Annotated in this window: 24 protein-coding genes and 1 pseudogene; 10 read left to right on the top strand and 15 right to left on the bottom strand. The window is 37.2% G+C overall.

The features are described from left to right. The first annotated feature begins 28 nt into the window (after positions 1-28). A complete protein-coding gene (locus tag BLR86_RS15910) occupies positions 29-1444 on the top strand; it encodes a C40 family peptidase (RefSeq protein WP_090763297.1) in 1416 nt (471 codons plus the stop codon). A gap of 32 nt (positions 1445-1476) precedes the next feature. Here the strand turns inward: BLR86_RS15910 and BLR86_RS15905 are convergent, their stop codons facing one another. The 6 genes from BLR86_RS15905 to hemE all read right to left on the bottom strand — a co-directional run bounded on the left by BLR86_RS15905 (position 1477) and on the right by hemE (position 7363). Continuing rightward, on the bottom strand, positions 1477-1860 hold the full coding sequence (locus BLR86_RS15905) for a GNAT family N-acetyltransferase (RefSeq protein WP_175492920.1): 384 nt from the start codon (positions 1858-1860) through the stop codon (positions 1477-1479). Positions 1861-1986: 126 nt separating this feature from the next. Further along, on the bottom strand, positions 1987-2973 hold the full coding sequence (locus tag BLR86_RS15900; protein ID WP_090763291.1) for a lipoate--protein ligase: 987 nt from the start codon (positions 2971-2973) through the stop codon (positions 1987-1989). A gap of 15 nt (positions 2974-2988) precedes the next feature. Continuing rightward, entirely contained in the window at positions 2989-3723 is a 735-nt protein-coding gene (locus BLR86_RS15895; RefSeq protein ID WP_090763732.1) for an MBL fold metallo-hydrolase, read from the bottom strand. Between the two features lie 62 nt (positions 3724-3785). Beyond that, positions 3786-5207, bottom strand: coding sequence for a protoporphyrinogen oxidase (gene hemY / locus BLR86_RS15890; RefSeq protein ID WP_090763288.1), 1422 nt, complete (start codon positions 5205-5207; stop codon positions 3786-3788). A gap of 23 nt (positions 5208-5230) precedes the next feature. After that, positions 5231-6172, bottom strand: coding sequence for a ferrochelatase (gene hemH, locus BLR86_RS15885; RefSeq protein ID WP_090763286.1), 942 nt, complete (start codon positions 6170-6172; stop codon positions 5231-5233). A gap of 144 nt (positions 6173-6316) precedes the next feature. Next, positions 6317-7363, bottom strand: a complete 1047-nt coding sequence (gene hemE, locus BLR86_RS15880) for a uroporphyrinogen decarboxylase (protein WP_090763283.1) — start codon at positions 7361-7363, stop codon at positions 6317-6319. 275 nt (positions 7364-7638) lie between these two features. Here hemE and BLR86_RS15875 point away from each other — a divergent pair, with 275 nt between their 5' ends. The 3 genes from BLR86_RS15875 (at position 7639) to BLR86_RS15870 (ending at position 10692) form a co-directional block, all read left to right on the top strand. Next, on the top strand, positions 7639-9036 hold the full coding sequence (locus BLR86_RS15875; RefSeq protein WP_090763280.1) for a hypothetical protein: 1398 nt from the start codon (positions 7639-7641) through the stop codon (positions 9034-9036). A 104-nt stretch (positions 9037-9140) separates the two neighbouring features. Beyond that, positions 9141-9374, top strand: a complete 234-nt coding sequence (locus tag BLR86_RS25715) for a hypothetical protein (RefSeq protein WP_139185632.1) — start codon at positions 9141-9143, stop codon at positions 9372-9374. Positions 9375-9513: 139 nt separating this feature from the next. Continuing rightward, positions 9514-10692 carry a M20 family metallopeptidase gene (locus BLR86_RS15870; RefSeq protein ID WP_090763728.1) on the top strand — a complete coding sequence of 393 codons (1179 nt, stop codon included), beginning with the start codon at positions 9514-9516 and terminating at the stop codon, positions 10690-10692. Positions 10693-10710: 18 nt separating this feature from the next. Here the strand turns inward: BLR86_RS15870 and BLR86_RS15865 are convergent, their stop codons facing one another. Genes BLR86_RS15865 through BLR86_RS15855 form a run of 3 tightly spaced genes read right to left on the bottom strand, consistent with a single transcriptional unit; the run spans position 10711 to position 13425 of the window. Beyond that, complete coding sequence (locus tag BLR86_RS15865) at positions 10711-11433, bottom strand: EcsC family protein (protein ID WP_090763278.1); 723 nt, start codon at positions 11431-11433, stop codon at positions 10711-10713. Positions 11434-11480: 47 nt separating this feature from the next. Continuing rightward, on the bottom strand, positions 11481-12692 hold the full coding sequence (locus tag BLR86_RS15860; RefSeq protein ID WP_090763275.1) for an ABC transporter permease: 1212 nt from the start codon (positions 12690-12692) through the stop codon (positions 11481-11483). Next, positions 12685-13425: an ABC transporter ATP-binding protein gene (locus tag BLR86_RS15855; protein ID WP_090763272.1), complete on the bottom strand. Its 741-nt coding sequence runs from the start codon at positions 13423-13425 to the stop codon at positions 12685-12687. Before BLR86_RS15855 ends, BLR86_RS15860 begins: the two co-directional genes overlap by 8 nt. A gap of 588 nt (positions 13426-14013) precedes the next feature. Between BLR86_RS15855 and BLR86_RS15850 the strand changes: the two genes are divergently transcribed. From BLR86_RS15850 to BLR86_RS26450, 3 genes are all read left to right on the top strand, one after another. Further along, positions 14014-14433: an HIT family protein gene (locus BLR86_RS15850; protein ID WP_090763269.1), complete on the top strand. Its 420-nt coding sequence runs from the start codon at positions 14014-14016 to the stop codon at positions 14431-14433. Between the two features lie 138 nt (positions 14434-14571). Next, the gene (locus BLR86_RS15845; protein WP_090763266.1) at positions 14572-15099 is read left to right on the top strand and encodes a tryptophan transporter; all 528 of its coding nucleotides are present in this window, start codon (positions 14572-14574) and stop codon (positions 15097-15099) included. An 87-nt stretch (positions 15100-15186) separates the two neighbouring features. Further along, positions 15187-15465: a hypothetical protein gene (locus tag BLR86_RS26450; RefSeq protein ID WP_090763263.1), complete on the top strand. Its 279-nt coding sequence runs from the start codon at positions 15187-15189 to the stop codon at positions 15463-15465. Here the strand turns inward: BLR86_RS26450 and BLR86_RS15835 are convergent. Beyond that, complete coding sequence (locus BLR86_RS15835; RefSeq protein ID WP_090763260.1) at positions 15462-15650, bottom strand: membrane protein YhzF; 189 nt, start codon at positions 15648-15650, stop codon at positions 15462-15464. The genes BLR86_RS26450 and BLR86_RS15835 overlap by 4 nt on opposite strands. 253 nt (positions 15651-15903) lie before the next feature. Between BLR86_RS15835 and BLR86_RS15830 the strand changes: the two genes are divergently transcribed. Then, entirely contained in the window at positions 15904-16476 is a 573-nt protein-coding gene (locus BLR86_RS15830) for an HTH-type transcriptional regulator Hpr (RefSeq protein ID WP_090763257.1), read from the top strand. Here BLR86_RS15830 and BLR86_RS15825 read toward each other — a convergent pair. Continuing rightward, positions 16471-16809, bottom strand: a complete 339-nt coding sequence (locus BLR86_RS15825; protein ID WP_090763254.1) for a DUF1878 family protein — start codon at positions 16807-16809, stop codon at positions 16471-16473. The genes BLR86_RS15830 and BLR86_RS15825 overlap by 6 nt on opposite strands. 214 nt (positions 16810-17023) lie before the next feature. On the opposite strand from BLR86_RS15825, the gene BLR86_RS15820 reads away from it, so the two are divergent. Further along, positions 17024-17206, top strand: a complete 183-nt coding sequence (locus BLR86_RS15820) for a hypothetical protein (RefSeq protein ID WP_090763251.1) — start codon at positions 17024-17026, stop codon at positions 17204-17206. A 78-nt stretch (positions 17207-17284) separates the two neighbouring features. On the opposite strand, the gene BLR86_RS15815 is transcribed toward BLR86_RS15820, so the two are convergent. Together BLR86_RS15815 and BLR86_RS15810 are read right to left on the bottom strand one after the other, a co-directional pair. After that, positions 17285-17377, bottom strand: a complete 93-nt coding sequence (locus BLR86_RS15815; protein ID WP_090763725.1) for a YjcZ family sporulation protein — start codon at positions 17375-17377, stop codon at positions 17285-17287. Between the two features lie 58 nt (positions 17378-17435). Then, positions 17436-17522, bottom strand: a pseudogene (locus BLR86_RS15810) (YjcZ family sporulation protein); the annotation flags it as partial. Positions 17523-17859: 337 nt separating this feature from the next. Here BLR86_RS15810 and BLR86_RS15805 point away from each other — a divergent pair. Further along, positions 17860-18708: a peptidylprolyl isomerase gene (locus BLR86_RS15805; protein ID WP_090763245.1), complete on the top strand. Its 849-nt coding sequence runs from the start codon at positions 17860-17862 to the stop codon at positions 18706-18708. Between the two features lie 54 nt (positions 18709-18762). Here BLR86_RS15805 and BLR86_RS15800 read toward each other — a convergent pair whose 3' ends face one another. Next, entirely contained in the window at positions 18763-18939 is a 177-nt protein-coding gene (locus BLR86_RS15800; protein WP_090763242.1) for a sporulation YhaL family protein, read from the bottom strand. Positions 18940-19026: 87 nt separating this feature from the next. Next, complete coding sequence (yhaM, locus tag BLR86_RS15795) at positions 19027-19971, bottom strand: 3'-5' exoribonuclease YhaM (RefSeq protein ID WP_090763239.1); 945 nt, start codon at positions 19969-19971, stop codon at positions 19027-19029. Positions 19972-19976: the final 5 nt, after the last annotated feature.

Genomic DNA, 19976 nt, shown 5'->3' with positions numbered 1-19976 from the left:
AACATTCAGGAAGCGAGGAGAAATATATATGAAAAAGAAATTGATTACTACTTCAGTCGCGCTCATGATTACTGTTAGTGGAATGAGTATTCCAATTATCAATACTAGTCCTAATCATGTAGCCGCTGCAACAACAGCCATTCAAAATCCTTACAATAATCAAGCAGCAGTGGATGCTAAAGCTGATGCACTTATCGCAACAGCCAAAAACTTAATTGGTAAAGCACAGTATAGCTCTGATGTTAAGAAAACGTACCCCTACCAATTTGCATGCGCTTCATTTATTAATTTTGTATTTGAACAAAATGGAGTTGATTTAGCAACATCTACAGAGGAATATATGATGGAACAAGGATATGAAGTTCCAAGAGATCAACTCCAAAAGGGAGATCTTGTTTTCTTCGATGCAAATCCAGGAAATACAGATCCAACTGATCATGTAGGATTATATATCGGTGATAATAAGATTATTCACATGGCTAATCCTGAACTGGACGTAACCATCTCTGACTTAGATAGCACTTCTTACTATAAAAATAATTATGTAAAAGCAAAAAGAGTATTGCCAAGTCTTTTATCAGCAAACCCTGCCACTAAAGGGGATCAGGTGGTTTCAGGTTATTTCGCTTTAAAAGATAAAGTGAAAATTAATTCAACAACGAATAATCCAGCAACAGCAACATTCACAAATGCAGGATTAGTGGACCACATTTATAAGCAAGCTGGTATTAATTTAGGAACAACCAATATAAATGAGCAAATGAAATTGGGGCAGCCAGTTTCTAGGGATAAACTAACTAAAGGTGACCTTGTTTTCTTTAATAGTAAAATAGGTTCTTCTACACCAGCATTAGTCGGTATTTACGGAGGCGATCATCGTTTACTGTTAGCGTCAACAGCCTACGGAACCGTTACTAGAATTTTCATGCTCCCTTATTATGACCAACAACACTATATTACGGCAAGACGGGTAATTACTGATACTCCAGTTGCACCAGTACCAGTACCAGCACCAGCGCCAGTACCTGCACCAGGTCCTGAAACAACATCACCAGTAGTACCAACTAAAGCAGATAATATTGTAGCTTTTGCTGCAAGCCTTGTTGGAAAAGCTAACTTTGGATACGCTTATAATGAAAATACCCTTACCTTTACACCTGCTGGTTTTACGAAATATGTTTATAATCAGCATGGTATTAATTTAAAGTCAACCCTTGCCAGCTACCAAGCTACATTAGGACAAACTGTGGAGAAAGCGAATCTACAAAAGGGCGATTTAATTTTCTTTTCCTCAAATAATCTTGGAACTTCCATCACCAACGTCGGAATTTATGTGGGTGATAATCAATTCGTCCATCTAATCAAAGGAAAAGGAACTATAAAGGAAAACCTAAACTCTGATTGGGCAACGAAAAATTATGTTACTGCCCGTAGAGTATTATAAAACCCAAAGGAGGAGCAATTGCTCCTCCTTTTTTATATTCTTCTTTCAACAGGAGTTAAGCTTCTCCCCTTTGCTGTTGCTACAAACCCATTCTTTAAGTAATGATTCAGGGAATTGGGTGTGCACTTTGCCTTAATTAAGTCCCTGTTTAGTGTTAAAACGAACTTGTCCCTTTCTTCAAATAAACGAGCATATATACCTTTTTTTCTATATTCTTTTCTAACAAAGTCAGAATTATAATAAACATATGATCGACGTAAAACACAAGAAACTACACCAACTATTTCATCCCCAAGCTTCGCACCAAACCAAATGGTGTTTTCTGTATTTCTCACCCTCATTCTTCCTTTAATTACATATGGGACAATAGGAGAAATTTCTTCAAAAGTCATCTGAGCAACGGTGATTTCATCCATAAACATCAACTCCAGTAAAATACTTGTCTATCCATATATATGAAGGGTATTTTCACTTTGGTTGTGTGAACCTACCGGACAAAAAGCCTAAAAAAGAAACGATGATTTTCATCATCGTTTCTCCTTTTAATAAATTAAATTGATAAATTCCTCTTTTGAAACTTTTCCAAAATAATAAGTCGTGTCGACCTCTTTAAGTGCAGCTTCTAACTCACTTTTTTCGTAACGAACTGCATTCAGCTTATTCTCAATTTCGCTTACATCGCCAACACCAAAGAAGTCACCATATATTTTACAGTGTTTAATGACCCCTTTTTCAACATCTAACCGGACATCAATTTGTCCCACTGGGAAACGATGGGAGTGCTGCAGATTAAAATTTGGAGATTTTCCATAGTTCCAATCCCAGTTTTGATATCTTTCTTTTGAGAGCTGGTGAATCTTATCCCAATCCTCTTCCGTAAGGACGTATTCCGTTACTTCTTCACCTTGAAAAATATATTTCAGCAGTGAAGATCGGAACTCTTCGATCGTCATCTTGTCTGACAAGAATTCTGAAATATTAGCCACCCTGCTACGAACTGACTTGATCCCTTTGGATTCAATTTTGTCCTTCTTCACCCTTAACGCGGAAACAATATGGTCCATTTCGGAATTGAATAGCAGCGTTCCATGAGTGAACATCCGACCCTTTGTCGAAAACTGCGCATTGCCGGAAATTTTCCTTCCCTCTGCTAAAATATCATTTCTACCACTTAATTCCGCATTAACGCCCATCTGGTTAAGTGCAGCAATAACTGGCTCTGTAAACTTGCGGAAATTGTGAAAGCTATCTCCATCATCTTTTGTTATAAAACTATAATTAAGATTGCCTAAATCATGATAAACGGCACCACCACCAGACAATCTTCGTACGACATGAATATCATTACTCTCTACATACTCGGTATTAATTTCTTCTACAGAATTTTGGTTTTTTCCAATAATGATTGATGGCTCATTTATGTAAAATAATAAATACGTTTCATTGATATCGAGATTTTTCAATGCATATTCTTCAATGGCAAGATTGATACGTGGGTCAGTGATACCTTTATTATCGATAAATAACATACTATCTTTCCTTTCTTATAGTGAAATGGTTTGAAAATCATCTGCCAATTTTATAATACCAGTATATTCAGTACTTGCTTCATGAATAAGCTTAGATAATTCACCGTAATGTGGAAGATGGGTGAGAATTAATTGTTTAACACCTGCTCTTTCCGCAAATTGGCCCGCATCAATGCTATTCATATGACCTGCAGACTTTCCGTTTTGTTGTTGATAGAAATTACATTCACATAACAAAAGGTCAGTACCTTTAGTAAACTCGATAAATTCCTCTTTAAAGGAACTATCACCTGTGTACACGATTGACTTCCCATTCGCTTCTATTCTCATTGCATAACAGGGTACTGGATGATCCGTTTTAAGAAAAGTAACTTGAAATGGCCCCACAGACAGGATTTCATTTGGCTCATAGGATATTCCCTTGGTAATTTCTTTATAGGTTAATTTTGTAAATTCAGTTTGGTCAAAAGGATGTCCATAGATAGGCAAAGTTGGAAAGCTCTTACCTAAAAAGCCCTGGATCAATCGAGCATGCTGCAGGACCCCTATATCTGCAATATGGTCTGGATGATAGTGGGAAATTAGAACCGCATCAAGTTCTTCTGGCTCAATTATATTTTGCATCTTAGCAAGCACACCACTGCCACAATCAATCAGGAGATTAAATCCATCATGTTCCAGTAAATATCCTGAACTTGCTCCATTCTTTTTCGGGTATCCTCCCCAATAACCGATAATAGTTAGTTTCATACAAATCCCTCCAAGTCCAATCATTCCAAAAAAAGAAGCTATCTTTGCAAACAGCTTCTGGTTCATTCTTTCACATTTAAATAGTCTAATACTCCCTTTACCGCTTCCACACCTTGGTCAATACAATCAGGCAGGCCAACACCGCCAAAGGAGGCGCTGGCTAAAAAGACCCCAGGCAATTCAGATTTAATATTGCTATTAATGGTCTCTAGCCGTTGTTTATGTCCAACCGTGTACTGAGGCATAGAATCTTTCCAGCGTGAAACAACTGCAAATTCAGGCTGCATCCCGATATCCATTGTTCTGCTCAAATCGTCAAGAACAATGTTTATAATTCTATCATCTGATAGATCTACGATTGTTTCTTCTCCAGCTCTTCCAACATAACAGCGCAGTAGAACTTTACCTTTCGGAGTAGAATGAGCCCATTTTTTATGTGTCCAGGTACATGCTGTTATAGAATAATCTCCATTTCTAGAAACCACAAAGCCCGTTCCATCGATATCTGTTTTTATGGCTTCTTCAGGAAACGCCAGGGCAACGGTAGCAACCGATGTTGATGGGACTGACTTAAATGGATCAAAAAACCGATAGTCAGAGAACATCGACTGTGTGATTTTATGCGGAGTTGCTGCTACAACGCAATCAGCGATCAATGTTTCACCATTATTTAAATAAAGCTCATACCGTTTATTCGTCTTTGTAATTTTTCCAACCCGATACCCTTTTAAGATAGACTTAGGGTCTAGTTTTCCCTCAATCGCTTCTGCAAAGGACTGTAGACCAGACTTAAAGGTTAAAAATGCACCTTTTTTCTTCTCGGCTGGTTCCTCGTTTTTCGGCTTTGCTGGTGCGGTTTTTTTCATACCCAGAATGAGACTTCGATATTTTTGTTCAACTTGATAGAATTGAGGAAAGGTCGACATTAAGCTCATTTTATCGATGTCACCTGCATAAATTCCCGATAATAACGGTTCAATTAAATTTTCAACCACCTCATTGCCTAACCTTCGTCGAAAAAACTCACCTAAGGATTGGTCAACATTACATGCGGATTTTGGTAATACAAAATCAGCTGCTGCTCTAATCTTACCAGGAATCGAAAATAGCCCTGTTGTAATAAATGGTCCAATTTCAGTCGGGATTCCCATTATTGACCCACCAGGCATCGAATAAAGCTTATCCTTAACAAGCACATATGATTTTCCAGTCGAATTGGATACCAATTGGTCCTCCATTCCTACTTCCTTTGCAAGTTTAATCATGCTCGTTTTTCTCGATAGGAATGAATCAGGTCCTCTTTCAATGGTAAAACCGTCTTTTATAACGGTTTGCATTTTACCTCCGAGACGGTGAGATGCTTCAATTAGTTTAATCTCGATAGGCAGCTTTTTCTCGAGAATTAGTTTTTGAAGGTAGAATGCTGCAGTAAGTCCTGCAATTCCTCCTCCAATGATCGCTACCACCTGTTTTTCTTCCGTCACGGATGTCACCCTTCTTTCTATTACTAGTCATTAGCTCTTGCTAATTTTTTTAAAATAACTGTGGCCATTGCATCTATTAAGTCATCATGTGCGTTTGGCATTTCAGGACGATAATAATTTGCTCCTACTTCTTCTGCTACTACTCTGCATTCGTAATCGTTGTCATAGAGCACTTCTAAGTGTTCACATACAAAGCCAACAGGGGCGTATACAAATGCCTTATATGGATGTTCTTTCGCTAAGTCCCGAGTTAAATCCTGAACATCCGGACCTAACCATGGATCAGGCGTATTCCCTGCACTTTGCCAGCCAATCGTATAGTTCTTAATACCAGCCTGTTTTGCAATTAAATCTGCAGTTTCTTGAAGCTGACTTGGATATGGGTCACCAAATTGCAAAATTTTCTCTGGGAGACTATGGGCTGAAACAATCATCATGGCGTTTTCTTTTTCCTCTTGAGGCATTTGTTGATAAATTTCTTTCACTTTTTCTGACCAGTAGGTTATAAATTTCGGTTCATCGTACCAGCTATCAATTGAGGTGATAGAAATGCCGCCGAGTTTTTCGGCTTCTACTTCTGCCCTGCTATTATACGATTTTATACTAAACGTTGAAAAATGTGGCGCTAAGACGATGCTCACAGCTTCTTTAACCCCATCCTCGTGCATTTCCTTAACAGCATCCTCGATAAACGGTTCAATATGCTTTAAGCCAAGATACATTTTAAACTGTATTTCATCTTGAATAGCATTAATATGCTCTTCGAGTTTTTTAGCCTGCTCAAGCGTAATTTTTGCTAATGGCGATATTCCGCCAATGGCCTCATACCTATCGCGTAACTCGTCAATCATTTCTTGAGTTGGCTTTCTTCCATGGCGAATATGTGTATAGTATCTTTCCAAGTCATCTAAATCATATGGGGTTCCGTATGCCATTACTAGCAATCCCATTTTCTTTTTAGTCATCTGGTGCACCTCATTATTAAGTCATGTTTCTTCAAATTAAGGATTTAGAGGGCCTCTAATTGTTTAGGGCCCCTTTTTTTCATGCATATTATATTGTGCCAAAAAAATAACTAATTTACCATAATAAACATTCTAACAAAGTTCTTATTTGCTTAACTTTGAAGCAGAATACTCATGGACAAATGAGGTTAATTTCTTCAAGGTTGCTGGGTTCACAGATGGGAATACCCCATGACCAAGATTAAAGATATATCCACCTTGAGCCATTCCTTGATCTAAGATTGCTTTTGCTCTTTCCTCAATTTCTTCCCAAGGTGCTAGCAGGATTGCTGGATCAAGGTTACCCTGGACCGTTTTTTGAATTCCCATTTGTCTCGCTTGTTGAATTGGCAAACGCCAGTCTAGACCCACAACATCAAGTGGAAGGTCATTCCATTCCCTCGCAAGATGACTCGCACCGACTCCAAACATAATAAGTGGAACATTCTCTTCTCTTAGTTCAGTGAAAATTCGATTCATTACCGGCTTAATAAAATAGCGGTAGTCTTCAACATTTAACGCCCCAACCCACGAATCAAAGATTTGAATCGCTTTAGCGCCGGCATTAATTTGCGATTTGACATATGTGACTACCATATCAGCAAGTTTGTCCATTAATGCAAACCATGCTTTCGGTTCAGAATACATAAATGCTTTTGTCTTGTTATAGTTTTTTGATGGTCCTCCCTCAATCATATAACTAGCAAGTGTAAAAGGAGCACCAGAAAATCCAATTAGAGGTACGGACAATTGTTCTTGTGTTAATAATTTGATTGTATCTAAAACGTATGGCACATCCTCTTCCGGATGTAATTCACCAAGTTTTTCAACATCTGCTAAGGAAGTGATTGGATTGTCAATCACAGGGCCAATACCAGATTTTATCTCAACCTGCATTCCCATTGCCGGAAGCGGTGTCATGATATCTTTATAAAGAATTGCCGCATCAACATTATACTGCTCAACTGGAAGACGCGTAACATACGCACATAACTCTGGCTGGTGAGTAATTTCAAATAAAGAGTACTTTTCCTTAATCTCTCTATATTCAGGCTGTGACCGCCCTGCTTGTCGCATATACCAAACTGGAACGTGGTCTGTTTTCTCTCCTCTTGCTGCTTTTAAAAATGTTTCATTGAATTGCTTTTTCATCTAAATAAATCCACCTTTCAAAGAGTGTCTTGTATTATTCTAATCTATGTAGCTAAAAATTAAAACTTATTGAGTATATAACACTGTTTTCACTATATCGATTATTCCTATTTGTGTATAGATTACGATGGTAAGTGTCAAAAAAAAGTCGTTTTTACTCTTACATTTGTTCAAATCCTTTTCACCACTTGCATGTAATCTCATATTCTGTATTACATCCAAAGGGCGAATAACTAGGTTTCGTCCTTAGATGAAGTGGAAAGGAGGTCACAAGTATGCTTATCGAGCTTTCAGCGCTCCATTGGATATATGTGGTCTTTATTGCTCTTATTATTGGATTTATGGTGAAGCGAAGAGATACAACACTGATTTGTATCCTCGGAATTTTCCTTATTGCCATTACGGCAACGGGCTCCTTAAGTAGTTCAGTAAGTAGTATTTTCAACAGTTTTATTTATGCGATTACAGAGTTGTTATCAACCATCTTAGTCATTTCAATCATTGTCGCTATGAGCAAAACACTAACTTCTACCGGTATTAATGATGTTATGATTTCACCTTTTACCAAATTAATCCGTAGCCCTGCACTAGCTTACTGGACGATTGGTATCTTAATGATGGTCATCTCATGGTTCTTCTGGCCATCTCCGGCTGTTGCCCTGCTTGGTGCCGTACTGCTTCCTGTTGCCTTACGAGCAGGACTTCCTGCATTGGGTATTGCCATGGCAATGAACCTGTTTGGACACGGGATTGCCTTATCAGGGGATTTTGTTATTCAAGCTGCACCGAAACTAACCTCAGATGCTGCTGGAATTCCGATTGGTGATGTCATCAGCGCGAGTATTCCATTAGTATTTACGATGGGCATTGTTACTACGATTGCTGCTTTCTATTTTCTAAAGAGAGATATGAAGAACGGTTTACTTCAGCCAACCCCGTATGTTCCTGTTGATTCGGACCTGGAAACAACAACCGAGAAAAGTCTACTCACTATTGGACAAAAAAGATTCTTTGCCATTCTAGTTCCAATCTTATTTGCCGTTGACGTTGCTGGTATGTTCCTCCTTGACCTTACTGGCGGCGACGCAACTGCTTTAGTTGGCGGAACATCTATTTTTATCCTCCTGCTTATCACGATGGTCAGCCATAAAAACAAGGGTCTAGAAAAAAGTACAAGCTATTTAATTGAAGGATTCACATTTGGGTTTAAGGTTTTTGGACCTGTCATCCCCATAGCTGCCTTTTTCTACTTAGGTGATGCTGGTTTTGGAAAAATCATTGGCAACTTTTTACCAGATGGCTCCCAAGGAATCGTAAATGATCTTGGGATTGCGTTAGCAAATATTGTTCCATTAAGCAAGGTGGTCGGGGCCGTAACACTAACTACTGTCGGGGCAATTACAGGATTAGATGGATCAGGTTTTTCTGGAATCTCACTTGCTGGATCAGTCGCAGGTTTGTTCGCTGTCGCAAATGGTAAAGGTGTAGCCACTCTAACTGCTCTTGGCCAAATTGCAGCCATTTGGGTAGGTGGCGGAACGTTAGTACCTTGGGCGTTAATCCCTGCTGCAGCGATCTGCAACGTTGATCCATTTGAATTGGCAAGGCGTAATTTGCTTCCGGTCATAATTGGCCTGGTAGTCACCACCATCGTTGCAATCTTCTTAATATGAAGAAAGAGGCTGTTTAACCTCTTAGGTTGTCGAGAAAGGGTGAATTTCTCGGCAATTTTTTTTGAAATGGTCATCATAGCAACGATGATGACGACCAAAACTCATTGAAAAATCATAGAAATGGTCATCATAACACCAATGATGACCAAAACTCATTGAAAAATCATGTAAATGGTTATCATAACACCAATGATGACCAAACCTCATGGAAAAATCATGTAAATGGTCATCATAACACCAATGATGACCAAACCTCATGGAAAAATCATGTAAATGGTCATCATAACACCAACGATGACCAAACCTCTTTTTTTATCTCTTTGTTAATTTATTCCTAAAGAAAGTGTAAATAAAGATCGACAACATCACCCATCCATATATAGCCAAGAATATAAAAATCTACATAATAGTGTAAAAGTGTTAAAATAGTTTGACAATAATTTTTAATTTTTGGAAGTTGGGGGATTATTAATGATAATGATAAAACAATTATATTCAAAATTAGAAGATTACTATGAAGAAATGGTATCGATTCGCAGGTATATGCATCAGCACCCTGAATTGTCCTTTCATGAATATAACACAGCTCAGTTTATCAAGGAATTCTATGAAAAACTTGGAATTGACGTAAAAGGAAATGTTGGCGGTAATGGCGTTGTCGCAAAGATCAATGGTAAATACCCAGGTAAAACTGTAGCAATAAGAGCAGATTTTGATGCATTACCAATACAGGATGAAAAGGATGTACCGTACAAATCTTTGGTACCCGGGGTTATGCATGCTTGCGGACATGATGGTCATACAGCAACTCTTCTCATACTCGCAAAGGTACTAAATGAATTAAAGGATGAACTCGAAGGAAATTATGTTTTTATCCATCAGCATGCGGAGGAAATTGCACCAGGTGGAGCAGCCACGATGATAGAGGATGGTTGTTTAGATGGTGTTGATGTCATATTTGGCACTCACTTATGGGCTAGTGAACCTACTGGAACCATCCAATACCGGACAGGTCCGATTATGGCCGCAGCTGATCGATTTGAAATTCACATTCAGGGTAAAGGCGGGCATGGTGCACAACCTCATAAGACAAAGGATGCCATCGTTACTGCTTCACAACTAGTAATAAATCTACAGCAAATTGTCAGCAGGAAGGTAAATCCTGTTGATTCAGCAGTCGTCACTGTTGGCTGTTTTACCGCTGAAAATGCCTTTAATGTGATTGCTGATAAAGCAAAGCTTATTGGAACCGTTCGGACCTTCAATGACGATGTTCGCCAATTCATTGAAGATGAAATCGAAAGAATCATCAAGGGTACATGTTATCTGTCTGATAGCACCTATAGCTATTTGTTTGAAAGAGGCTATCCAGCTGTTGTAAACCATGCAAAAGAAACTGAATTTCTGATTGCTTCAGCCAAGGAAGTACCTGAAGTTATCCATATCGAAGAATCCGAACCGCAAATGGGTGGAGAAGATTTTGCCTATTATTTAAAGCAAATACCAGGAACCTTCTTTTTCACAGGTGCTATGCCTCCTGGTGCAGACCCTGGTTACCCGCACCACCATCCAAAATTCGATATTGATGAAAAGGCCATGCTAATTGCAGCAAAAACACTCGGCACAGCAGCAATAAACATCCACGGAGTAGAATAAGCAAAGCCCTTGAACTTATTAAAGTTCAGGGGCCTTTTTTAGAATTCTTAACCTATAGGCGTTCATAGCAGTTTCTCCTAAATGCTTTAAAAGATTATTATTGGCATAAGCTCCTACAAAAGCACCAATTCCAGGAACTAATTGGAACATTTTCACAAGGTCAATATAATCCCGATATTCCTGTTGAAATTTACGCCAATCCAGTTCAACATGTGTTTGCTGTCTCTCTTCCCAATTTTCAATTTCAGTTAATGTTTCCCGACGAATCTCATCACTTGAAAATGCCAGCTGGAAGATATGAAGAATAAATAGCCTTTCTTCAAATTCTTTTGTGTTAAATCCATAAATAGCTGCAGCTTCAAAGAGAAATTTCATTTTAATTGAAAGGAGTAATGGAAAATCAGCAAGACCAAGCAGGATACCACCAGCACCAGTCCCAGCACCTTCAACTAGCGCCGTTTTCTGAAAAACTGCCGTCTTTTTTTGCATTAATTCATCTCGCGCAGCAAGTGTCAACCCCGAAGCTTGATTTTTGTTGGTCGTTAACTGCGAACCGAATAAGGTGGTTTTAACCATCCCTTTAATGCTTTCTGTCATCACTTCATGAACTTTTTCAGGGATCATATCATTTATTTTGCTTTGCGCTTTTTTTGAAATACGATTCATCATCCCAGAACGTCTCGTTAATTTCCTTTTCCACTCGACCACTTCACCATATACCTTTAACTCATATTCATTCATGCTCTCACCCCTTTAGCAAAAAGATATTAGTTTTTCTCAAAATCCATTCATATTTTTAGTCTCTTCTTACTATAAACATTTACAAATAAAAAACTAAACAGGATTCCTGAAAGTAGAACGATTACCGAAAACAACCATTCCCCTTTTACCAAAATAATTATGGCAAATAGGGAGGATTGAATATAAAGAATAGTCAATAGAATCGATTGGAAAGCATTTGTTTTATGTTTTAGTGAAACTGGGTATAAGTCAATCCAAAGCTTGTTTTGGTGATGATTCGCTAAGGGTAAAAGTTGAAATCCTGTTAGATAAATAAATAACAGTGAGAGAACTAATTGCCCTACTCCAAAGGAGATAAAATACAGTGCAACGGCACCAATAACAGTTAATCGAATAAACAGACCTAAGTAATCTGATGATCTAAGGAATGTTCTTGCAAATAAATAATGATAGGTATTCTCTTGTGAAAAAGAAATTTGATTAATAAACAAATCAAGCCATTTTCTTCTTTTAACGGTATCCTTTAGTTTCGGTACATCAGTGAATAAATTCGCCAACCGATAAAATGAAGCCATCCGTTTCTCTTCTTGAGTAATGAGTAAATCCCATTTCAAACCCATTTTTCTCGTTTTCACAAAAAAGGACCAATAATAAGCTGCCATGATGAAAATAAAAATGAGTAAAAAGAGGACATTTGCTTTGTTAAACACTAAAAAAGTAAATAATGCATTAATGAAATAACGAACAACCATATCCCAAATATAAACCGATGGCTGCACATAATAGTGAATCCTCCAGTTTACTGCAATATTCCATGCTTTCATGATCAAAAGAACAAATAGAAAAATAAAAAATGATTTAAAGCCATTTGCACTGACATGTGCATAAATTGGCATCAATACTGCTAAGATCATTAATACAATATATCCTTGAAAAACTAGACTAACCAATCCAGCCCGAAAGAAATATCCTTTTAACTTCGTTTCAAGCGGAATTAAAAACACCTGATCCGCCTCAAGCAAAAATGTATACACAGGGCTGTGGGTTAAAAACACCCCTAACAGTAACGCAATGATGAGCGCTGCAGGAAACTCCGCTGAAAGTGTACTTATCCAATTTTGATAATAAAAAGCTGCCGTTCCTATTAAAAATAGCATGACTACAACTAGGTGACCATTTAGAATATATCGAAGGTAAACACCAAATTCTTTTAATCGATGACCGGATCTGTCTTTCCATAGTTTTTTTTCATCAAACATGGTTTTCTTCCTTTGTTAATTGGATATAGAGGTCATCTAATGAAGCTCCTGGCATGGAAAATTGGTTTCGCAGCTCAGCTAATGTACCTTTTGCTCGAACTTTTCCTTCATGGAGAATAACAAATCGGTCACAGTATTTTTCGGCCGTGGTAAGGATGTGCGTAGACATTAATATTCCCGCCCCATTTTCTTTCATTTTTTTCATTAAATCAAGCAAGGATTGAATTCCAAGTGGGTCAAGACCAACAAACGGCTCATCCACAATATAAAGAGAGGGCTGTACCAAAAAAGCGCACATAATCATTACCTTTTGTTTCATCCCTTTAGAAAAATGAGCTGGAAACCACTTTAATCTTTTTTCCATACGAAACTCAGCTAATAATTTCTCTATTCTTGTTTCCGATGTAGCCTTATCTAATCCGTAAGCCATAGCGGTTAAGGTTAAATGCTCTTCGAGGGTGAGTTCATCGTATAAAACTGGTGTTTCCGGCACAAAAGTAAACATTTTCCGATATGCTTCTTTATCCTCCGTAATGGATTGTCCATTTATTTTTACTTGTCCGCGATGCGGTTCCATTAAACCGATAACATGTTTGATCGTGGTACTTTTCCCAGCGCCATTTAAACCGATTAATCCTACTAGTTCTTTTTCATTTACTTCAAAGGATATATCTTTTAAAACAGGATTCCGTGTATATCCTCCTATAAGGCCTTCAATCGATAATAAAGACATGTGCAAGTCCCTCCATAGCATAATTACTTTACATTTTACCAAATTGCGCTTGATAAAAATAGAAATTCAATTTCTTGATTTTTTTTGTATATTTCAATTTAAACGGGACATCATAATATTTGAAGGGGAAACAACTACTTGATGAAGTGATTCATCTAAAATTTGAAATGAGGTGTCTGTTAAAGACATTTAACTTTTCAAACACGTAGCTTCTAAACGTTTCAAATAAGGGGATGGTTGTTTTGCACAAGTTGCCTTGTAACCATTTAGAGTTCAGTTAACACCAGCTATTTATCAAAAAAATAAATGAGGTGTTTACGGCAGATTATCATCCGTTTTTATTAGTTGATAACCAACACTATAAAAACAACATAGGGGATGGTCAGCTTGAACAATGATTACTCTTTATAAAAAACACTAAATTGTAAAATGAGGTGTTTATCAAAGGTAATTCCTGAATGAACGTATAAAATGAAGTAATGCCCCTTCGAGAGGACAGGATTCCATGCGGATCCTGTCTCTTTCTTTTTAATTGCTGTTTTGTATGGTAAAATACGGATAAATTTAAATAAAGGGGTTGCTTATATCATGAGTGAATGTATCTTTTGTAAAATTGTCAAGGGCGAAATTCCTGCTGCAAAAGTATTTGAAAATGAACATGTCTTGGCCTTTCTAGATATTAGTCAGGTGACAAAGGGACATACACTTGTTATTCCTAAAGTACATAAAGAAAATTTATTTGAACTCACTCCTGAAATTGCTAAAAACATATTTGAATCTGTACCTGCTATTGCAAATGCATTAAAAAAAGAATATCAGCCACTTGGCTTAAACTTGGTTAATAATAACGGTGAGCATGCTGGACAAACCGTTTTTCATTTCCATATGCATTTACTGCCACGCTATGGTCTAGGGGATGGATTTGGAGCCGTTTGGAAAACAAATACAAGCGATTATTCACCACAATTACTAAAGGAAATGGCCGCAAACATTAATAAGCATTTTTAGATTCTTTAAATTATCTGAAAATTATTTCTTTATTATTTTTATATACCTGTGCTATAATGATAACAAGTTTTTCGCTGTGGGCATTTAGCGCACCATAGGAGGAACTAATAGCTTAGAAAAGCAGAGGAGAGACGAGAAATGAATACAAAGAATTTAGTTGTCCTATCACTTTTGGCTGGAATTGGTGTAGTTTTGCACACGGTAATGCCCGCATTCCTAACCATTAAACCAGATATGATGCTAGCAATGATGTTTTTAGGAATTATTCTTATTCCAGAAATAAAGAGTGTTATGCTTTTATCGATTGTGACAGGCGGATTATCTGCGCTTACAACAGGCTTTCCTGGCGGCCAGCTTCCAAATATCATTGATAAACCTATCACGGCATTGATCTTTTTTGGTTTATTCTTGGCATTAAAGAACTATCGAAATTCAATTATTAGTGTTGGAGTCTTAACAGCAGTTGGTACATTCGTTTCAGGCTCAATCTTTTTAGGCACAGCACATCTCATTGTTGGCTTACCAGGACCTTTCACAGCACTATTTGCTGCAGGTGTTTTACCAGCAATTGCACTGAATACAATCGTAATGGTTATTTTGTATCCAGTAGCACTTTCAGTTACTAAAAGAACAAAGTCGGCATCGTCTATCACCATTTCAAAATAAGCAGAAGAAAAGAACCTCGGATAGGTTCTTTTCTTCTATACCATTAAAAAATTGGCTGTGTTAAAGGAAAATGTTGATTTAATAACTATGTTGATTTTTGCGGAAGGTGCGAGACTCCTCGAAAATGCTATCGCATTTTCTTCGTGCGTGGGCAGATTCGAGGATGTAAATCAATGTCCTGCAGGAGGACGGGACAGGGGAGACCCCGCAGGCGCTTTAGCTCCGAGGAGGCTTCCCGAACCGCCTGCGGAAAGCGAAGCGCCTCGTGACAGGCAAAGACCGCCTGTCCCTGCGGTGATTATTCAAAGAAGCTTTCCTTTGTGGAGCACAAATCAACAGCCTAGTTTAACACAGCCAAGAGATTAAAAGATCGATAGTACAATAGACAAAAGTAAAACAAATGCCCCACCTTTAGCTAATTTAGAAGCTCGATTTCTTAAAATTTGTTTAGGTGGATAAAATCCTGGTTTTTTTAAAGACAGAACATTCCAAATAGAACCAACAAAGAGCAATACACTTAATAAATAAAGAATGATAATCACACTTTTCATTTTCGACCCCCTAATGAATACCCAAAAGCTGCTACTACGATTTATATGATATAGTGTCCTTCCCTATGTTTTTTCACAATGAATATTCAAAAAGTTGGAATTATTAAGGGAAAAAAAGTAAAATGAAAAAGAAATAAATTTTCAAGCAGAAAATATCGTAATTTCTAAAAATTTTGTGAATTAACATCTTTATTAATTTTTATTTTATTGGCATAATGTTAATAGAGAAATAAAAAAGTAGGTGAAAATGGGGATGTCGGAGAAACAGTATTCAATGAAAGAAGCTATGCTTTTCAGCCAAAGGATTGCACAATTAAGTAAAGCTTTATGGAAATCAATCGAGAAGGATTGGCAGCAATGGATTAAGCCTTATGATTTAAATATTAATGAACATCATATCCTTTGGATTGCATACCATTTAAATGGGGCCTCTATTTCGGATGTGGCAAAGTTTGGAGTCATGCATGTCTCAACAGCGTTTAACTTTTCGAAAAAGTTAGAAGAAAGAGGTTTGCTAACATTTTCAAAGAAAGAGAACGACAAGCGGAATACGTATATTCAACTCACTCCAGAAGGTGAAGATATCTTTCTTCGAATAATGGAATCCTATCATCCAACTGGCAATGCTGCCTATACAGGTGCCTTACCTTTAAGAGATTTATATGGGAAATTTCCTGATATTATTGAAATGATGGCAATTGTTCGTAATATTTATGGTGATGATTTCATGGAAATCTTTGAGCGTTCTTTTCATAATATCGAAACAGAATTCAATGAAGATGATGGAAAACTTAAGAAGTCTGTGAAAACAGAACAGGAATTATAAACATTTATTAAACTCAATAAATAGAGGTTCGTACAGGTGCTGTTGTAAACATGATTGAATGACTTCCTGCACATCAAGTTTTTCTGGCAAATGGTTTAAAAACTCAATGAAAAGCGGATGAAAATGAAGAAACCCTTCCGCTTTTTGTTCTTCCATCTTTATGTTCATTTCCTCACAAAGTTTGTTGAATGCCTGAACTTCCTGTTCAGATATCCCATTTTCTATTACCAATCGATAAAATTCAAGATTGGGTGCTGACAACATCTTTAGAAGCAACCTTTGATGGTATTCTAGAAGTTTCACTCTAGAAGTTAATTCAACATAATTGTCCATTGTCTCGAACGACCTCCAACACTACTTTTACATTTACCTATCATTATTATTGACCTTTTTAAGTCAGAGATAAACCTTTTTCTAAAATTATTTATACCTTACTACCGTAGCACCTAATTATACCCTACTTTTCTACCAGTCCTTTTAACTATCTTTTTTCGTGAATATTTGATAATGTATTAACATATAACGAACATCAGGGAGGGAATCGTTGATGATCTCCATCTTTTTCATTGTTTTCGCCATCTTTATTTTGTTTTATGTAAACAAAATGACCAATTCCCTTTGTATTCAAAAGGATATTCCAGAAGATCGTCAGCATAAGGTATTTCGCACAATTAATGTACTTGTCACAATTTTACTGATTTCTTCCTATGTAGAAAACTTGTATACATAGGTTTAGCTTCATGTAATTTGTCACGTACAAAAATAGAAGCGATGAGAATGTCTCATCGCTTTTAAATTTGTTTTCAGGTTATAACCAAGAAGCACCAATAATTATTAGCAAGATGAAAAGGACTACAATTAACGCGAATCCTCCACCATGGAAACCAGTCGTTCCAGACACACAATTCTCCCCTTCCTGAAATGGTAAAGCTGTTGTCTGCATCATTTTATATTTTCCATTAACAACAAATCCAAGATGCTCCAACAATAATCAATAGAATGAATAGGACTACAATCAATGCAAAGCCTGCTCCGAATCCGTGTCCACCACTCATCGTAATACCTCCTTTATTATTTTCTACGATATACTATTCAAGCTGTATTCATTTCGACTAGGCGCTTTGCTTATTTTCTAAGGAAAAAGTCCACTTTTTCCTTTGGGCATTTACCCATACACCTGGTGCAAAGCCGAAAGGCAGTAGTTGAATAGGTTTACTTTTTCTTACATGTTATCGTATGTACAAATTCTGAAATCGCATTAGGTAAATGCCCATAATTTAATAAACAAATACTCAGAAATTTTTTGCAGTGGTTACCATTTATGTTATAGTATACTTTGTGGACAAAAGCCCACAAGAATTTACTGTTTAGGAGAGGTTCCTCATGAAAAAATGGATGTTAGCCCTCACATTAGCTGGCGGGGTTATTGCCTTAAGCGCGTGTAATCAGAGCGGCGGTTCAACTGTGGCTGAAAGTACGGCAGGAGATATTACACAGGATGAACTATATGAAGCAATGAAGGAAAAGGTTGGTGCACAAGCACTACAACAGCTTGTTTATGAAAAAGTCCTTTCCGAGAAGTATAAAGTTACTGATAAAGAATTGGATGACAAAGTTGCTGAATTAAAAAAACAACTAGGTGAAAACTTTGAAGCTGCCCTTTTGCAATATGGTTATGCGAATGAAGAAGACTTTAAAGAGACAATGAAACTAGGTATGATGCAAGAAAAAGCTGGATTGAAAAGTATTACAGATAAAGAATTAAAGGAAGCTTATGAAAACTATAAGCCTGAAATCAAAGCTCGTCATATTCTTGTTGCTGATGAAAAGACCGCACTAGAAGTGAAGCAAAAGCTCGATGCTGGAGAAAAATTTGAAGATGTAAGCAATACTTACTCTACAGATGAAGCAGCAAAAGCAAGCGGTGGTGACCTAGGCTGGTTTGATGCTACAGCGCAGATGGATCCTGCCTTTTTAAAAGCAGCTCTTGCGCTTAAAGTAAATGAGATTAGTGCACCAGTTAAGTCTTCATTTGGATATCATATTATTCAAGTAACCGAGCAAAAAGAGAAGGAATCTTATGAAAAAATGAAAGATCAGTTGAAAAGAGAATTATTAACAACTGAGAAAATGAACAACGTTATGCAAAAAGAAATTAAGGATGCAAAAGTTAAAATAAGTGATAAAGACTTAAAAAACGCGCTTGATCCACAAGCAACTACGGCACATTAAGAAATTGAAATAAGAATAAAAACAGAAGAGACTCATGGAGTCCCTTCTGTTTTTTTATTCCGCTGTAGTTCTTCGTTCTTTTTCTTCCTCGAGGCGTGTTAAATAAATTTCTCCCTCTTTTTCAATATTCTCCATCTCTAGTAAACGTTCTTCTCTGCCTGTTTTGATTGCCATTAAGGCACTAATAACAATACCAACCACAACTGCATAGACCCAAATAGGAATCGTCATTTATGTTTACTCTCCTCTTTAGTGGTTGTCCACTTTTTTATACAACATATTCGAGTGAACAAAATAAAATAACCCAGCTGGGTTATTTTATTTTTGAAATATTGGTTTATAGAACGAGCGGTTATCTAAAGCATATACCCGTTCTGTGAATTCTCCAGGTTTCACTCTTTCTAAGGCACGATCAAGCATGTTCATTTTTGCATCAAGATTGTCGATGTAATGGAGAATTTCGGCTTCTTTTATAAGCGGCGGCTTGGGACTGCCCCACTCTGCTTTGCCATGGTGACTTAAAACAAGGTGCTGAAGAATTAACACCTCTTCACCAGATATCCCGAGTTCTTCAGCAGCTTTGCCTATTTCATTTACCATAATCGTAATGTGGCCAAGTAAATTTCCTTCAACCGTATAAACGGTCGAAATTGGACCCGATAATTCCACCACTTTTCCCATATCATGCAAAATCACACCTGCATATAGTAAGTCCTTATCAAGACTAGGATAAAGTGTGGCAATAGATTTGGCTAGATCAAGCATACTGACTACGTGGTAGACTAAACCTGACACAAACTCATGATGATTTTTCGTTGCTGCCGGATACTCCAAGAAAGCCTTCTGGTGTTTTTTCAATAAATGACGAGTAATTCTTTGAATGCTTGGGTTCTTCATATCAAATATATACTGTGTCAGTTTGCTATTCATGTCTTCTTGACTCACTGGTGCCGTCTCTAGAAAATCCTCCAATTTCACGGCGTCATTTGGTCCAGTTCTTCTTATCTGTCGAATCTTCAACTGGCTTTTACCACGATAGTTATGAATATCCCCGATAATTTTTACGATTTTTTGAGCGGTATAATTCTTTTCATCCTCTTCATTGGCGTCCCAGAGCTTTGCTTCAATGTCACCACTTTGATCTTGAAGGATAAGCGTTAAGAATGGCTTTCCATTACTAGCAATCCCTTTTGTGGCACTCTTAATAAGTAAATACAAATCAACCTGTACTCCAAAATCATAATCTAAAATACCTTTGGTCATTTCTC

The sequence above is a fragment of the Bacillus sp. OK048 genome (assembly GCF_900103525.1).
Classification (GTDB): Bacteria; Bacillota; Bacilli; order Bacillales; family Cytobacillaceae; genus Neobacillus.
The sequence above is the reverse complement of the archived record's forward strand: the minus strand, read 5'-3'. Positions and strand labels throughout refer to the sequence as shown.

Bases quoted from the DNA above. Each gene is read 5' to 3' on its own strand.
- BLR86_RS15910 (WP_090763297.1), top strand. From the start codon at position 29: ATGAAAAAGAAATTGATTACTACTTCAGTCGCGCTCATGATTACTGTT.
- BLR86_RS15905 (WP_175492920.1), bottom strand. From the start codon at position 1,860: ATGGATGAAATCACCGTTGCTCAGATGACTTTTGAAGAAATTTCTCCT.
- BLR86_RS15900 (WP_090763291.1), bottom strand. From the start codon at position 2,973: ATGTTATTTATCGATAATAAAGGTATCACTGACCCACGTATCAATCTT.
- BLR86_RS15895 (WP_090763732.1), bottom strand. From the start codon at position 3,723: ATGAAACTAACTATTATCGGTTATTGGGGAGGATACCCGAAAAAGAAT.
- hemH (WP_090763286.1), bottom strand. From the start codon at position 6,172: ATGACTAAAAAGAAAATGGGATTGCTAGTAATGGCATACGGAACCCCA.
- hemE (WP_090763283.1), bottom strand. From the start codon at position 7,363: ATGAAAAAGCAATTCAATGAAACATTTTTAAAAGCAGCAAGAGGAGAG.
- BLR86_RS15875 (WP_090763280.1), top strand. From the start codon at position 7,639: ATGCTTATCGAGCTTTCAGCGCTCCATTGGATATATGTGGTCTTTATT.
- BLR86_RS15870 (WP_090763728.1), top strand. From the start codon at position 9,514: ATGATAAAACAATTATATTCAAAATTAGAAGATTACTATGAAGAAATG.
- BLR86_RS15865 (WP_090763278.1), bottom strand. From the start codon at position 11,433: ATGAATGAATATGAGTTAAAGGTATATGGTGAAGTGGTCGAGTGGAAA.
- BLR86_RS15860 (WP_090763275.1), bottom strand. From the start codon at position 12,692: ATGTTTGATGAAAAAAAACTATGGAAAGACAGATCCGGTCATCGATTA.
- BLR86_RS15855 (WP_090763272.1), bottom strand. From the start codon at position 13,425: ATGTCTTTATTATCGATTGAAGGCCTTATAGGAGGATATACACGGAAT.
- BLR86_RS15850 (WP_090763269.1), top strand. From the start codon at position 14,014: ATGAGTGAATGTATCTTTTGTAAAATTGTCAAGGGCGAAATTCCTGCT.
- BLR86_RS15845 (WP_090763266.1), top strand. From the start codon at position 14,572: ATGAATACAAAGAATTTAGTTGTCCTATCACTTTTGGCTGGAATTGGT.
- BLR86_RS26450 (WP_090763263.1), top strand. From the start codon at position 15,187: ATGTTGATTTTTGCGGAAGGTGCGAGACTCCTCGAAAATGCTATCGCA.
- BLR86_RS15835 (WP_090763260.1), bottom strand. From the start codon at position 15,650: ATGAAAAGTGTGATTATCATTCTTTATTTATTAAGTGTATTGCTCTTT.
- BLR86_RS15830 (WP_090763257.1), top strand. From the start codon at position 15,904: ATGTCGGAGAAACAGTATTCAATGAAAGAAGCTATGCTTTTCAGCCAA.
- BLR86_RS15825 (WP_090763254.1), bottom strand. From the start codon at position 16,809: ATGGACAATTATGTTGAATTAACTTCTAGAGTGAAACTTCTAGAATAC.
- BLR86_RS15820 (WP_090763251.1), top strand. From the start codon at position 17,024: ATGATCTCCATCTTTTTCATTGTTTTCGCCATCTTTATTTTGTTTTAT.
- BLR86_RS15805 (WP_090763245.1), top strand. From the start codon at position 17,860: ATGAAAAAATGGATGTTAGCCCTCACATTAGCTGGCGGGGTTATTGCC.
- BLR86_RS15800 (WP_090763242.1), bottom strand. From the start codon at position 18,939: ATGACGATTCCTATTTGGGTCTATGCAGTTGTGGTTGGTATTGTTATT.
- yhaM (WP_090763239.1), bottom strand. From the start codon at position 19,971: ATGACCAAAGGTATTTTAGATTATGATTTTGGAGTACAGGTTGATTTG.